This window comes from Parafrigoribacterium soli, from assembly GCF_040227235.1.
Classification (GTDB): Bacteria; Actinomycetota; Actinomycetes; order Actinomycetales; family Microbacteriaceae; genus Parafrigoribacterium_A; species Parafrigoribacterium_A soli.
In genome coordinates, this window is sequence record NZ_JBELNZ010000003.1 from 102,522 (window position 1) to 117,091 (window position 14,570).

Here is a 14,570-nt window from a genome sequence, read left to right on the forward strand (position 1 = left end):
ACTACGCCCCCTTCACTGCGTTGCGAACGAATACGATGCGGCCGCGAGCGCCGGGAACGGCGCCCTTGACCAGGATGATGTTCTTCTCGAGGTCGACGGCGTGAACGGTGAGGTTCATCGCGGTGACCCGCTCGCCACCCATCCGGCCCGCCATGCGCATGCCCTTGAAGACGCGGCTCGGGGTCGAAGATGCACCGATCGAGCCCGGCTTGCGGTGGTTGCGGTGCGAACCGTGGGAAGAGCTGACGCCCTTGAAGTTGTGGCGCTTCATGACACCGGCGAAGCCCTTGCCCTTGCTGGTGCCGACGACGTCGACCTTCTGGCCGACCTCGAAGATGTCAACCGCGATCTCCTGGCCGAGCGAGTACTCGGCGGCGTCTGCGGTGCGAACCTCGGTGAGGTGGCGGCGCGGCGTGACACCGGCCTTGTCGAAGTGGCCGGTGGCCGGCTTGTTCGCCTTGCGCGGGTCGATCTGGCCGTAGGCGATCTGAACGGCGCTATAGCCGTCGATCTCCGGCGTGCGAACCTGCGTCACGACGTTCGGCGTGATCTCCACGACGGTCACCGGGATCAGCTTGTTGTTGGCATCCCAGACCTGGGTCATGCCGAGCTTGGTGCCCAGGAGGCCCTTGCTCGTCTTAGTTGTAGACATTGGTTTTCCCTATTGGTCTATCTGCTCTAGAGCTTGATCTCGATGTTGACGTCGGCCGGCAGGTCGAGGCGCATGAGCGAGTCGACAGCCTTCGGCGTCGGATCGATGATGTCGATCAGTCGCTTGTGGGTGCGCTTCTCGAAGTGCTCGCGGCTGTCCTTGTACTTGTGAGGGGAGCGGATCACGGCGATCACGTTCTTCTCAGTAGGCAGCGGAACCGGGCCGACGACCGTCGCACCCGCGCGGGTCACCGTGTCGACGATCTTGCGCGCCGAGCTGTCGATGACCTCGTGGTCATACGACTTAAGTCGAATGCGGATCTTCTGTCCCGCCATGTCTGACTCTCTCTCTGTAGTACTTGGGTGTTACGTGTTCTGGCTTGGTCTGCTTGCGGCGGGCCCGAGGGCTCGCGCGCTGCGAAGCACTTCTGCTGTCGCACCACTGTTGATGTTTCAATGTGCGGCTCACACGCGATTGCTCCCGTGCTCACCTCGCCGGTGTTTATTGGACACTGGCCGACCCCCGCGCTCGGGCGTGTTGCCCGGATGAGGCACACACGTCACCGCATGATTCTCGAGGTCGATTAAGCTGTGCACCTCGAATCAGCGTCTACCACTGCTGGTTGTCGCCGTTCTCGGTACCGGTTCTGCTACCCGCGGCCTAGATCGACACCCGCTGGCATTGACTGCCCGGCGTCCACATCTATGCACTGCCTGGCAGTGATCCCGACGCAATCGCCGGGAATGTTGAACTAGACGAGTTTGCCACACTCTGACACGCGTCGCAAACCCGGGCGTGTCGCGCTCTCGGTTTCGACCGAGGGCTGGCGTTTGGCGCGAGGGCTGCAGTTCGAACGTGCGCCGTCGCGACAAGCGGCAGCCGTCGCACGAGGGTGAGGTGGGGCGCGGAACGACGAAGGGCCGCACCCGAGGGGTGCGGCCCTTCGCTGGTGGAACTGGTGTTACTTGACGACCTTGGTCACCGTGCCGGCGCCGACGGTGCGGCCACCCTCACGGATCGCGAAGCTGAGTCCCTCTTCCATGGCGATCGGCTGGATCAGCTCGACCGACATTTCCGTGGTGTCGCCGGGCATGACCATCTCGGTGCCCTCGGGCAGCGTGATGACGCCGGTGACGTCGGTGGTGCGGAAGTAGAACTGCGGGCGGTAGTTCGCATAGAACGGGTTGTGACGGCCACCCTCATCCTTGGACAGGATGTAGGCGGTGCCCTCGAAGTTCGTGTGCGGGGTCGTGGAGCCGGGCTTCACGACGACCTGGCCGCGCTCGACATCCTCACGCTTGGTGCCGCGGAGCAGGAGACCACAGTTCTCGCCGGCCCATGCCTCGTCGAGCTGCTTGTGGAACATCTCGATACCCGTGACGATGGTCTTCTGCGTCGGGCGGATGCCGACGATCTCGACCTCGGAGTTGATAGCGAGGGTTCCGCGCTCTGCGCGGCCCGTGACGACGGTTCCACGACCGGTGATCGTGAAGACGTCCTCGATCGGCATGAGGAACGGCTTGTCCTTGTCGCGCACCGGGTCAGGCACGTTGTCGTCAACGGCCTGCATGAGGTCGAGGACGCTCTGCACCCACTTCTCTTCACCCTCAAGAGCCTTGAGCGCGGAGACGCGGACAACGGGAGCGTTCTCGCCGTCGAAGTCCTGGCTGGAGAGCAACTCGCGAACCTCGAGCTCAACGAGCTCCAGGATCTCCTCGTCGTCGACCATGTCGGACTTGTTGAGCGCGACCAGCAGGTACGGCACGCCGACCTGCTTCGCGAGCAGCACGTGCTCACGGGTCTGGGCCATCGGGCCGTCGGTAGCTGCAACCACGAGGATTGCACCATCCATCTGAGCGGCACCGGTGATCATGTTCTTGATGTAGTCAGCGTGGCCCGGGGCGTCGACGTGCGCGTAGTGGCGCTTCGGCGTCTCGTACTCGACGTGCGAGATGTTGATCGTGATGCCGCGCTGGCGCTCTTCTGGAGCGGAGTCGATCGACGCGAAGTCGCGCTGAACGTTGGTGGCGGAAGGGTACTTGTCGGCAAGCACCTTGGAGATGGCCGCCGTCAGCGTGGTCTTTCCGTGGTCAACGTGACCGATGGTTCCGATGTTTACGTGCGGCTTCGACCGCTCGAACTTGGCCTTAGCCACAGTGGTCCTCCTCAGGACGTTCGTCGAGTGCGCCCGATCCGAGATGAGACCGGACGCTCTTGGTTTGGAGTGTGTAGATATGTTACTCGGTGTACCCGAGCGGTTTCACGACCGAGGTCGCTGCCCACCCAGAAGCGCCTGTTGCCAGGCCGGCCGATTACTCGCCCTTGTTCTTCTGGATGATCTCGTCGGCCACCGCACGCGGCACCTCTGAGTAGCTGTCGAAGGACATTGAGTACACCGCACGGCCAGAGGTCTTCGACCTCAGGTCGCCAACATACCCGAACATCTCCGACAGCGGAACTTTCGCCGAGATGACCTTGACGCCAGTCGCGTCTTCCATCGACTGGATCTGGCCACGACGCGAGTTGAGGTCGCCGATGACGTCACCCATGTATTCCTCAGGGGTGCGCACCTCGACGGCCATGAGCGGCTCGAGCAGCGCGGGGTCGGCCTTGCGAGCCGCCTCCTTGAACGCCATCGAGCCGGCGATCTTGAACGCCATTTCGGACGAGTCGACGTCGTGCGATGCACCATCGAGCAGGATCGCCTTGACGCCCACCATCGGGTATCCCGCGAGCACGCCGACCTGCAGCGCATCCTGGATACCGTGATCGACGGACGGGATGTACTCGCGCGGAACGCGGCCACCCGTGACCTTGTTCTCGAACTCGTAGGTCTTCTCCGCCGTCACCTCGAGCGGCTCGAGCGAGATTTGGATCTTGGCGAACTGGCCAGAGCCACCGGTCTGCTTCTTGTGGGTGTAGTCGTACTTGTCCACAACGCGACGGATCGTCTCGCGGTACGCAACCTGGGGCTTGCCCACGTTGGCCTCGACGTTGAACTCGCGCTTCATCCGGTCGACCAGGATGTCGAGGTGAAGCTCGCCCATTCCCTTGATGACCGTCTGGCCCGTGTCCTGGTTCTGCTCGGTGCGGAACGTCGGGTCTTCCTCAGCGAGCTTCTGGATAGCGATACCCAACTTCTCCTGGTCGGCCTTGGTCTTCGGCTCGATCGCGACCTCGATGACCGGCTCCGGGAACGTCATCGACTCGAGAACAACCTGGTTGTTCGAGTCACATAGCGTGTCACCGGTGGTGGTGTCCTTGAGGCCGATGACCGCGTAGATGTGACCCGCGGTGACCGAGTCGACCGGGTTCTCCTTGTTCGCGTACATCTGGAAGATCTTTCCGATGCGCTCCTTCTTGCCCTTCGTCGAGTTGGTGACTGCGCCGCCACTGTCGAGGTGTCCGGAGTACACGCGGATGTAGGTGAGACGCCCGAAGAACGGGTGCACGGCAACCTTGAACGCGAGAGCCGCGAACGGCTCCTTCGCATCCGGGTGGCGCTCGATGACCTTCTCCTCGTCGCGCGGGTCCGTACCCTGAATGGCGGGGACGTCGAGCGGGTTGGGCAGGTAGTCGATGACCGCGTCGAGCATCGGCTGCACGCCGCGGTTCTTGAACGCCGAGCCACACAGGACCGGGTAGATCTCGCTAGCGACGGTGAGCTTGCGGATGCCGGCCTTGATTTCGGCGACCGTCAGTTCCTCGCCACCGAAGAACTTCTCAAGCAGGGCGTCGTCGGTCTCGGCGACGGTCTCGAGCAGCAGCTGGCGGTACTCCGCAGCCTTCTCCTTGAGATCATCCGGGATCTCCCGAACCTCGTACTTGGCACCCATGGTGACGTCGCCCTTGGAGTCGGCCTCCCAGACGAGGGCACGCATCTCGACGAGGTCGACGACACCAACGAAGTCGCTCTCGGAGCCGATCGGCAGCTGGAGGACCAGCGGCTTCGCGCCCAGGCGGTTGATGATGGTGTCGACGGTGAAGTAGAAGTCGGCACCGAGCTTGTCCATCTTGTTGACGAAGCAGATGCGCGGAACGTCGTACTTGTCGGCCTGACGCCACACGGTCTCCGACTGGGGCTCAACGCCCTCCTTGCCGTCGAAGACAGCAACGGCGCCGTCGAGCACACGCAGCGAGCGCTCGACCTCGACCGTGAAGTCGACGTGGCCGGGGGTGTCGATGATGTTGATCTGGTTCTTGTTCCAGAAACAGGTGACAGCGGCGGAGGTGATCGTGATTCCACGCTCCTGCTCCTGCTCCATCCAGTCCGTCGTCGATGCCCCATCGTGGGTCTCGCCGATCTTGTGGTTGACGCCCGTGTAGAACAGGATGCGCTCAGTCGTGGTGGTCTTGCCGGCATCGATGTGCGCCATGATGCCGATATTGCGGACCTTGTTCAGGTCGGTGAGCACTTCCTGTGCCACAGGTTCCTCCGAAAGATTGGGGATGAATGCCGGCGAAACCCGGCGATTGAGCCCGTCGCGTTCGCCCCTTTGACAAGCTCAGGGAACGAACGCGACAGGCTCACATAACGTGATTGATTACCAGCGGTAGTGCGCGAACGCCTTGTTGGCGTCAGCCATCTTGTGAGTGTCTTCACGACGCTTCACCGCGGCACCGAGGCCGTTGGATGCGTCGAGGATCTCGTTGGTGAGGCGCTCGGTCATGGTCTTCTCGCGGCGACCCTTGGCGTAGGTGGTGAGCCAACGCAGTGCGAGGGTGTTGGCGCGGTGAGGCTTGACCTCGACCGGCACCTGGTACGTCGATCCACCGACACGGCGGGACTTGACCTCGAGGGTGGGGCGCACGTTGTCGAGCGCCTTCTTGAGGGTGACCACCGCATCCGCACCGGTCTTGGCCGAGACGCCGAGCAGGGCGTCGTAGACGATCTTCTCAGCAAGGCCCTTCTTGCCATCAAGAAGGATCTTGTTGACGAGCTGGCTGACGATGGGGGCTCCGTAGACCGGGTCCGCTACAACGGGACGCTTCGGTGCTGGTCCTTTACGTGGCATTACTTCTTGTCCATTTTCGCTCCGTAGCGGCTGCGAGCCTGCTTACGATTCTTGACTGCCTGGGTGTCGAGCGCGCCGCGCACGATCTTGTAGCGCACACCGGGGAGGTCCTTCACGCGACCGCCGCGGACGAGCACCATCGAGTGCTCCTGCAGGTTGTGGCCCTCGCCGGGGATGTAGGCGGTGACCTCGGTGCCGTTGGAAAGCTTCACACGAGCGACCTTGCGCAGAGCCGAGTTCGGCTTCTTCGGGGTGGTCGTGTACACGCGGGTGCACACACCGCGCTGCTGTGGGTTCGCCTTGAGGGCGGGCGCCTTGGTCTTGACGACCTTCGGGCTGCGGCCCTTACGGACCAACTGCTGAATGGTGGGCAACTACATACTCCTTGTATTTACTGCACGGTGACAGATTGTTCTTAGCATCCGACCCGGAACATGACTGGTTCGGATCGTTTTGCACCACACGCGAAACCCACGGTGCGAGTTTCTGAGTGGTATGCCGTGGGGGCCGTTCGGTGACGAATAAACCCAGCTTGTATGCCTGATGCCTGTGCTTGGTGCGGGGCTGGAAACTATACGACCAGCGGACACACGTCAAGCGCACGGCAAAGCGCACACCACGAAGAAGAATAGCTCTTCAGGGTGTATGCGGTCAAATGAGTCCGCTGCGCTGTGAGCGAAGAACCGCTAGCGCGGACGGCTGGTGCTCGAGGCGAGAAGCGGCGTGAACAGAACGACGGGAATCGCCAGGAGTGCGGACGCGACGATGAAGGGCCCGGTGACGGCCGCGGCGAAGAAGAGCACCGCGGCGAAGAGGTCGGCCCGATCGATGGCGACGAGGATTGCACCCACCGCTGGTCCCACGAGGTAGACGGTGATCGCGGTGATGATCGACCGCGCCCACGGCAGTCGAAGCGGGCCGCCCCGGGGCCGGAGGCTCATCAACACCGACACGAAGACCAGTGCACAGGCGACGGCGGCCATCATGGGACCGATCAGGGGACTGACATCCGGTTGACTGATCGGGTCGAGCCCGGTGAACAGGCTGATCGCGCCATAGGTGGCGATGAGCAAGGCGGCGAAGAGCACGACCGCCATGATCGCGGCGAGCAGAGCTCGGCTCAGCGACGATGCCTCTCGCGGAGCCTCCGGCTCGTCCGGCGGGCCTGCAGGATCACTGGGCAGCGTTTGCGGCCACCGCTCGCTCATACTCGGCGCGCGCCCTCGCGGTGTCGCGATCGAATGCGGCGCGATCCTCGGCGTTGCGGGCCCTGACCCGGCGTCCGCGAGCCGCCACCGCCGCACCCATCCAGAGGGAGACCTCCCTGGCCACCAGCGCCCCTGCGACGATGACGGGTGATTGCGCGGCCGCCCGGAACGCCCTCGCTGCGGCGCTTGGAGTGAGCCCGACCACACCGTTGACGAGCAGCAGGATACCGATGCTGACGAAGTAGACCAGCACTCCGACGAAGAGACTGCCGAGGATGTAGGCCCACCAGTTGGCGCGGTTCAGAAGCAGCACAAGCAGGATGAAGACGACAGCGAAGACGAGCACCGGCACGAAGAATGCGGCGCTGGTGAGGAAGCCGAGGAACTCGAACCCCACGGCACGCGGAGGTGCGAACAGCGGCGTGATGGCAAGCACGACAACGGCGTAGATCGCCCCGAAGATAATGGCCGAGCCGAGCGCGATGAGGGAACCGATGCCACGGTTGCCACGCTTGCGTGGAGGTACCGGCGCGTGCACGTACACGGTCTGTGTGGGCGCAGGCTTGGCAACGGCCTCGGGCGCCCTGTCTGCCTCGGCATCGTCGGAGGTTTCGACGGGTCCGTAGTCGACTTCGTCATCGACGGTGTGTGAATCCACGGGCTCTACGACGGTTGTGGAATCGGCAGGCGACTCGGGGGTGGACGACTCCGTCACGGTGGGCTCGACGGCGGGCGCGCCGACCGCAGAATCCGTGGACCGCACGGACTGGGGCTCGGGCGGCAGGATGAGCGCTTCGCCGTGAGGCTCGAGAGAATCCACGGGCTCCACGGCGGGAGCACCTTCTTTTGCGGCGTCACTTTCTGGCGTTGCTGGGGTTTTCTCGCTCATGATGCACTCCTCGCCTGGCCCCTGCGGGCATCCGGTTCCGACGGAGTCACTCTAGCAATGCAGTCTCACGTGCCGACAGCGGTTGACAGCGGCCGGGCCCGCACTGGAGCCCGGCCGCTGGGCGCCGTCACTTTGTCGTGGTGGTTACGGCGGGTGCATCCTTCACAACGAACACGAAACCGGCGAGCGTGCCTGTGCTGTCCTCGGCGGGTTTCGTTCCCGTGAATGAACTGTTCGTCACGAGGAAGAATCGAGGACCCTTCTGTGCCGCATCGATGAATGCCATGATCTGCTCCGGCGTGCCCTTTAGCGCCACCGTCACCGGCACCGTGAAGACCCCGTCGGTGGTTGGGGCGGGAGTCGATGCGACGCCCGTGCCGGACTGAGAAGGCGACCCGCCCGCTGCGGGGGTCGCGGTGCTCGTCGGTGCCGGGACGGTCGGTGCCGGGGCCGTCGGGGCCGCCGTCGAGCCTGCTTCCCCTCCGTACGCGGTCGCCTCTGCTGCCGTGACCGCGGTGAGCGTCACGCCGTTCGCCTCCGCCAGCGCCTGGAGCTGATCGAGGAAGTCATCGAGATCCGGTGACTCCGGCGCGGAAATCTGCAGCTTCTGCAGCTCCTTCTTGAGCTCGGGCAGTGTGTCATATTGGCGCTTCAACTTCACCAGTGCCGCTCGCTGTGCTGCATTCTGCACGTCCGTCGACTGGGCCTGGCTGGCTGCGATCCCCGCCTGAGTGAGAGTTGGCGAGATGCCAAACAACCAACCGAATACCAGGATCACCACCGCGGCGACGGACACACCGAGCATCCACAGGCGATTTCCGGTCATTTCGATGCCCCCGTCGTGTTCTTCGCAAATCGGCCGGAAAGTGCCTTCTCGTTGACGTTGAGCGTGACCGTCGTGCTGTAGGTGCCGCTCGCCTCCGTGACGGAGTCGGGGGTCGCATCCGCGAAGCCCGGAACATCGACGAGAGCGCGCACGATCGCCGTCGCATCGAGGATCGTGGGGCTCGAGATGACGATCGTGAGCGTCGCAACCCGAGGCTCGCGCAACGGGCCGGCCGGAACGAGTTCCGGTTCCCACGGCGCGCGCCCCTTCATATCTGCCGACTGGATCACTGCACCCGCGGGAAGCGAGGAGCGCACCGCATCGATCAGCCCCGCCCAGAGCACCTCGGTGGACGCACCGAGCGTCTTCGCATCGTTAACGCCGGTCACTAACGAAGCCACCTTGGAGGCCTTCGCGTATTCCTTGCGCTGACTCAGGATCGAGTTGGTTTCGGCCTGAGACGCGGCGAGCGCGTCCTGTGCCTGAGAGTTCCGCAGGAACGCATAGCCGTAGCCTGCACCGACGATCACGAGCAGGAGAACCAACAGCAGCAGCGAGAGCCGCCGCATGCCTCGAGCCTTTTCCCGCAGTGCCGCTTCGGGGGGCAGCAGGAAGACTCGCGGCTCGCCCCCGAGGATCAGCTCGGCACGCTTCGCACTCTTGCCGCTCATGCGCTCGTCCCCAGGGCGAGTCCGAACGCCGTGGACATGGCATCCTGCTGCTGTGAATCAGTGCTCGCGGACACTCCACGGGCCAGTGGCGTTCCTCCGAGCAGGTCGGCATGTGCCACGGGCAGCCCGATCATCTCGGCGAGCGCGGAAGTGAACCCCGCGAGCTGCGTTCCTCCGCCCGAGACGATCACCCGATCGAGATGGGCGCCGCGCTTGGTGGACAGGAAGTAGTTGAGCGTGTTGCGGATGCTGTTGAACAGCTCGCCGACGACGGCGTAGATGATCTCGACCGCGGGCCGCTGCTCCAGCGGCACGTCAATGGATGCGAGACCCAGTTGGCGTTTGAGGGCTTCCGCCTCCACGGCATCGATCTGCAGTGTGGCGGTCATCGACCTCGTGATGTCATCGCCGCCCGACGCGAGGATTCGCACGAAAAGCGGAACCCCTCCCTGGGCGATGATCACATTGGTCGTGTTGGCGCCGACTCCGATGAGCACAGAGAGACCCGTGTTCGAGCTGATGGGAGAGAGCGCCCTGGTGAGAGCGAAGGGGATGAGGTCGACGTGAACCGGGTGCAGCCCGGCCTGGGTCACCGCGGCGACGTTGGACGTAACCGCCTCCTTGATCGCCGCGATAAGGAGTCCGTTGACCACGGGGCCGTCGGCGCCGATGTCTTCGGAGATCGGGTAGAAGTCGAGGATGGCGTCGTCAACGGGCACCGGGAGGAGCTCCTGCACGTGGAAAGAGAGGGACTCCCTGATCTCGGCGAGCGGGGCGCGCGGCACGGCCAGGTCACGGGCGAAGACCCGCTGGCCCCCGATGCCGAGCACGACGTCCTTGCTCTTGAAGCCGCCGGCCACCCACAACTTCCTCAGCGCATCGGCCACCGTGCTGACTTCGAGCACCTCGCCCCTGCGCACGGAACCCTCGGGAAGCGCAATCTCGTGATACCGGGTGATGAGCGGCTTGGCTTTCGCCGCGCCCTGCACCTCCACCGCGCGTAGCGTGGTGCTGCCGATGTCTATACCGACAATCGTGGAACCCATCTATTTCCCCCCTAGACCAATCCGAAAAGTGCCAAGTACGCATCCCACACAGCGTTTCCTGCCACAATGCCGATCCACGCCCCCACGAGCATCCAGGGGCCAAACGGTATCGCCGTCTTGCGGCCCCCTCGGCGAACAAGGATCAGAATTATCCCGAAGATACCACCGAGCAGGAACGCTGCGATGGACCCCACAACGAGTGCCCCCCACCCCGCCCAGCCGAGAAACAGCCCGAGCGCACCCGCCAGCTTTACATCACCAAAACCCATTCCGCCGGGAATGACGAGGGCCATCAGCAGGTACGCGAGGCCGAGTGCCAGGCATCCGATCGCGGAACGGAGCATGGGCGCAAAGTCGCCGGAAAGCATCGCCGCGACTGCGAAGAGCAGCGCTCCGACGACGTATGCAGGCAGCACGATCGCGTTCGGAAGGCGGCGCACGTCGAGGTCGATCAGCGCGAGAACAACGCTGGCCGCCGAGAGGTAAAGGTAGGCAACGAGCACGAGAGCGGCTGCACCCGCGGCCTGCGCCGTTGGCGCGCTCGTGACCGCCGGGGCGAAAATCACCGCAACGATCGCGAAGAAGAGCGCAACGCCAAGTTCGACCAGCGGGTAGCGAACGGAGATTCGGCTGCCGCAGTCCCGACATCTGCCCCGCAGTATGACCCAGGATAGGAGCGGAACGTTGTCGTACCAGCGGATAGGGTGTGCGCAGTTGCCGCACGCGCTCGGTGGAGACACGATCGACTTCTTCAGCGGCACTCGGTAAATCACCACATTGAGAAACGACCCAATCAACAGGCCGAAAACCCCTACGAGCACCGGCACACTACCCGCCAATGTTACGAAGGGAAACGGGGGTCCATGGGTTGGGCGGAGGTGTGGCTGAACTTGCGCCCGTCGACAGGTCATAGCCCGGGAGGCCCACCGGCGTGTAATAGAGATGGGCGTTGCCATCGACGCTCGCACCCCCCGCGAAGACCTGCCCGTAGAAGTTAATGCCGGAACCGATGTAGACCTTGCACGGCGAATAGATAATCGTCGAAAGGTTCGGGCTGAAATAAAAGGCGCCGGTAACATTCACGCTTGATCCGGCTGGGCAGGTGGGCGACGTCGGCGACTCGGACGTCGTATCGGGGGTGATCAGCCACAGCTTGTGCGGGGCGTCGGAGGTAAACCCGCCCCCATTGCCCAGGCTGAAGCCAAGGGTCGAAATGATGACGAGATCGTTGTTCAGGATGAGGCGCTGATAGGTCGACTCGACAAGCGGACTCGTGCACCCGCGTGCATCAATGATTCCCTTGCCACCCGCGAAGCTGTTGACAGCGGCGGTGAGGGCGTCGAAGTCGCAGTTGGTGCCGAGGTTGTACTGCGAGAAGCCAGCCCAGTCGCTCTGCGAATAGGCGAAGTTAATCCAGTTGGGCACCGTGGGCGCGGCCGGAGTCGGCTGTGCTGCGGGACCAGGGCCGGGACCGGCGGGAACGACGGTGACTCCGCCCTGCGCGGTCACTCCCGACTGCACGGACTTCGCGGTCAACGCCGCGTTGATCGAGTACCAGCTGACGCCGGTCACCGATCCGCGAGCCCAGGCGCGATTGGAGGTGGAGGTGCCGATATTTCCCCCGGTGAGCGCGAGCGTCTGCGCGGTTGCATTGCCTTTGACCGCGTCACCGTTCGTCACGTTGGACGCTCCCGACGACCAGATGTCTCCGCCGATCGCGTTGCTGCCTCCCGAGCTGAACGCACCCGCCGTCACTGTGACGCCGCCGCCTACCACGGCGCTAGAGAGAGAGGTCGTTCCCGTCGTCCAAGTGCTCCCGTTGATCGTGCCCGAGTTGACCGTCAGCGAGGAGCCGATGGCGTTACCCCCGACGCTGACGCCGCCCGAAAGCTTGATGGCACCCTTTCCCGTTCCCGAGGCCCACAGGTTGCCCAGAACACCGCAGGATCCGCTCAACGTGACGTTGCCGTTGTTGACAACCAGGTCTCCCTGCGACGCAGCACCTCCGCTGCAGCTCACGTCGCCGGTCTTCACCATGACGTTCGCGTCATTCGTGCCGTCCTGTGAGACCAAGGTGCCCGAGCCGCCGAAGTATTGAGACGAGTAGGAATAGATGGCGGGGCCGGACACGCCGATCGGAGGGCTGGCTACCGCGCGGTTGTAGATTGCCTCGACCGACTTGGTGTTTCCCGTGCTGTTGCCGGCAACACCCTTCGATAGCGCAGCGCCCACCGAGGTGATCTTGACGAACTGGGCGTCGGCGGTGGGACATCCGGCGACCCAGGCCGTGGCACTCGTCACCGAGGAAGCGGTGGTGTAGCTCAGCGATGCCGTGTAGGTCGGCGCCGTCGAGCTCGTGTACGTCGGAGAGCAGGAGGTGCCCGTCGTGAGCGCGGCGAGCGCGACATCGACGCCCGCGGTCGCTGCAGCCTGCGACTGCACTCCCGCCCTCGTGGAAGTTGTCGAACCGAAGCCACTGACAATCGAGGACAGGATGAGCGACGTCACCACCATTCCGACCAGCATCAGCCCGATGACCGCGATCATGGCCGCGCCCCGTTCCGCGCTGCGGAGCCGCCGCGACAAACTCACCATATTCATCAGAAACATGCGATATTTCCCGTCAGGCCGGTGCGGCTGGTCGCCGAAGTCTGAAATACGACTGCATTAGATTTGCCCGCGTCTTCCTTGAACGAAAGAGTGACACCCTTGCTGCCCTGTTGGGCGAAGATACCCGTTCCGGAGAGCGGCGAAACTCCGGTGGACAGCAGAGTCCAGGTCGCGAGCGTGGCAGAAGAGGGCACCGGGATGGCCGCCCCTGATGTTGTATATCGAACGCTGCGCTCGGTAGCGGAGTAGTACCAGGCCACGCACTGGTAGGTGATTGTTGCCGCCGAACCCACCTTGAGAGCTGTGAGCATCTGGTCATTGCCCGACGGGGCCGTCAGTTTGAATGGTGCCGCCGTGCTGGAAGAGTTGCCCGAATTCTGGATCCCCGTCGTTACCGAGCGGGAGACGAGCTGGCCCGAGCTGGTGGCCGACGTCACTGTCCTGACGATTGCCTCGGTCGACGTCGTGCTGATCATGAGGCCGCCCACGACGCTGAGCACCAGAACGATCAGCATCGCAGACACCAGCAATTCGATGAGGGTGAACCCCTCGTCCGACTTCGTGTTCACTCCCCCGCGCCGCATCTCAACCACCGTTGACGTAGATGAGAGTGGATGCCGTGGCGAGAGTCTGGCCGGTGTCGCTGCGTACGACCTTGACCGTGTAGCTGACGGTGCTCGGGTTCGTCGCCGTCGGTGCGGGCGTCGGACACACGACCGGCGTCACATTCAACTGGAGCGGTACGCCACGGTAGGTGCTGGGTGCGCCTACGGCAACGGAAGGAGCCCCCTGCAATCCGGAACACGTTGACGCCTGCGAGCGGGCCATGTCGAGCTGGCTATTGACCAACTGCGTCGCGCTCGCGACTGCCGCCGACGCTGCGGAAGCCTTCATCCCCTGGATGAGGAGCGGGATCAGCGCCATCGCGAGCAGGGCGAGAATGAACATCGAGACCACGATCTCGATGAGGCTAAATCCTGCGTCGGTCGAGGAGGGGCGCGGGGTGATGCTTTCTGGCATGTATCCGACCCCTTCCCAAGCTATACGGATATTAAAAGGTGGGGGCGCCGCTGTACGCGACGCCCCCAAGTGTCATTGCTTAGCCTGCGGCAGTCGCACAGGCCGGACCGTCGACCTTGGTCACGGTGGTGGCGTCGGTGATCTTGAAGATCTTTCCGGTAGACGATGCCTCGCTCATGCAGAACTTGCCGGCGGCGGTGGCGAAGACGACGAACGCTCCGGTACCACTGCTCTGCGCGAAGCCCTGGCCCTGCAGCGTCGCCAAGGTTGCGGATGATGCATCGCCGTTGTTGCTGGCGGCGAGCTGAATGATGGCGACCTTCGCATTGGTCAGGTCGGACTGTGCCGCGCTGTCCTTGGCGGAGTTCTGCTGGTTGAGGAACACCGGGATAGCGATCGCGGCGAGGATACCGATGATCAGCACGACCACCAGCAGCTCGATGAGCGTGAAGCCCTGCTCCTCATTTTTGATGGCATCGCGCTTGGCGGCCATTGACTTGTGAATTGCACTAATCATTTTTTTTCCATTCCTGCTCAGAGATTCGGACAGGTGGCCCCCAATATTGCAATGCCCCCAACTGAATCCTGATCCAGGATGCCGGTAACCGCAATTCCCGCAAATAGGGCACATCG

General features: G+C 63.6%; 16 protein-coding genes. All 16 read right to left on the reverse strand.

Annotated features, from left to right (window positions below; all coding sequences use genetic code 11):
• Nucleotide 1: 1 nt before the first annotated feature.
• Nucleotides 2-652, reverse strand: coding sequence for a 50S ribosomal protein L3 (rplC, locus tag ABUA37_RS08740; protein WP_349898763.1), 651 nt, complete (start codon nucleotides 650-652; stop codon nucleotides 2-4).
• Nucleotides 653-678: 26 nt separating this feature from the next.
• On the reverse strand, nucleotides 679-987 hold the full coding sequence (rpsJ, locus tag ABUA37_RS08745; protein WP_009773132.1) for a 30S ribosomal protein S10: 309 nt from the start codon (nucleotides 985-987) through the stop codon (nucleotides 679-681).
• Nucleotides 988-1,613: 626 nt separating this feature from the next.
• On the reverse strand, nucleotides 1,614-2,807 hold the full coding sequence (tuf, locus tag ABUA37_RS08750; protein ID WP_349898764.1) for an elongation factor Tu: 1,194 nt from the start codon (nucleotides 2,805-2,807) through the stop codon (nucleotides 1,614-1,616).
• 157 nt (nucleotides 2,808-2,964) lie between these two features.
• Nucleotides 2,965-5,079, reverse strand: a complete 2,115-nt coding sequence (gene fusA / locus ABUA37_RS08755; protein ID WP_349898765.1) for an elongation factor G — start codon at nucleotides 5,077-5,079, stop codon at nucleotides 2,965-2,967.
• A 117-nt stretch (nucleotides 5,080-5,196) separates the two neighbouring features.
• The gene (gene rpsG / locus ABUA37_RS08760) at nucleotides 5,197-5,667 is read right to left on the reverse strand and encodes a 30S ribosomal protein S7 (RefSeq protein WP_325517318.1); all 471 of its coding nucleotides are present in this window, start codon (nucleotides 5,665-5,667) and stop codon (nucleotides 5,197-5,199) included.
• Entirely contained in the window at nucleotides 5,667-6,041 is a 375-nt protein-coding gene (rpsL, locus tag ABUA37_RS08765) for a 30S ribosomal protein S12 (RefSeq protein WP_325517316.1), read from the reverse strand. The genes rpsG and rpsL overlap by 1 nt, the downstream gene beginning before the upstream one ends.
• A 312-nt stretch (nucleotides 6,042-6,353) precedes the next feature.
• Nucleotides 6,354-6,875: a DUF6121 family protein gene (locus ABUA37_RS08770; RefSeq protein WP_349898766.1), complete on the reverse strand. Its 522-nt coding sequence runs from the start codon at nucleotides 6,873-6,875 to the stop codon at nucleotides 6,354-6,356.
• The gene (locus ABUA37_RS08775) at nucleotides 6,841-7,764 is read right to left on the reverse strand and encodes a hypothetical protein (protein ID WP_349898767.1); all 924 of its coding nucleotides are present in this window, start codon (nucleotides 7,762-7,764) and stop codon (nucleotides 6,841-6,843) included. Before ABUA37_RS08775 ends, ABUA37_RS08770 begins: the two co-directional genes overlap by 35 nt.
• A 127-nt stretch (nucleotides 7,765-7,891) precedes the next feature.
• The gene (locus ABUA37_RS08780) at nucleotides 7,892-8,590 is read right to left on the reverse strand and encodes a hypothetical protein (RefSeq protein ID WP_349898768.1); all 699 of its coding nucleotides are present in this window, start codon (nucleotides 8,588-8,590) and stop codon (nucleotides 7,892-7,894) included.
• Complete coding sequence (locus ABUA37_RS08785) at nucleotides 8,587-9,261, reverse strand: hypothetical protein (protein WP_349898769.1); 675 nt, start codon at nucleotides 9,259-9,261, stop codon at nucleotides 8,587-8,589. The genes ABUA37_RS08780 and ABUA37_RS08785 overlap by 4 nt, the downstream gene beginning before the upstream one ends.
• Nucleotides 9,258-10,307, reverse strand: a complete 1,050-nt coding sequence (gene pilM / locus ABUA37_RS08790) for a type IV pilus assembly protein PilM (protein ID WP_349898770.1) — start codon at nucleotides 10,305-10,307, stop codon at nucleotides 9,258-9,260. The genes ABUA37_RS08785 and pilM overlap by 4 nt, the downstream gene beginning before the upstream one ends.
• An 11-nt stretch (nucleotides 10,308-10,318) precedes the next feature.
• Entirely contained in the window at nucleotides 10,319-11,134 is an 816-nt protein-coding gene (locus ABUA37_RS08795; protein WP_349898771.1) for a prepilin peptidase, read from the reverse strand.
• Between the two features lies 1 nt (nucleotide 11,135).
• Nucleotides 11,136-12,908, reverse strand: a complete 1,773-nt coding sequence (locus tag ABUA37_RS08800; protein WP_349898772.1) for a hypothetical protein — start codon at nucleotides 12,906-12,908, stop codon at nucleotides 11,136-11,138.
• Nucleotides 12,908-13,432, reverse strand: coding sequence for a hypothetical protein (locus ABUA37_RS08805; RefSeq protein ID WP_349898773.1), 525 nt, complete (start codon nucleotides 13,430-13,432; stop codon nucleotides 12,908-12,910). Before ABUA37_RS08805 ends, ABUA37_RS08800 begins: the two co-directional genes overlap by 1 nt.
• A 70-nt stretch (nucleotides 13,433-13,502) precedes the next feature.
• Nucleotides 13,503-13,937 carry a type IV pilus modification PilV family protein gene (locus ABUA37_RS08810; protein ID WP_349898774.1) on the reverse strand — a complete coding sequence of 145 codons (435 nt, stop codon included), beginning with the start codon at nucleotides 13,935-13,937 and terminating at the stop codon, nucleotides 13,503-13,505.
• 79 nt (nucleotides 13,938-14,016) lie between these two features.
• Entirely contained in the window at nucleotides 14,017-14,454 is a 438-nt protein-coding gene (locus ABUA37_RS08815; protein WP_349898775.1) for a type IV pilin protein, read from the reverse strand.
• Between the last annotated feature and the right edge of the window lie 116 nt (nucleotides 14,455-14,570).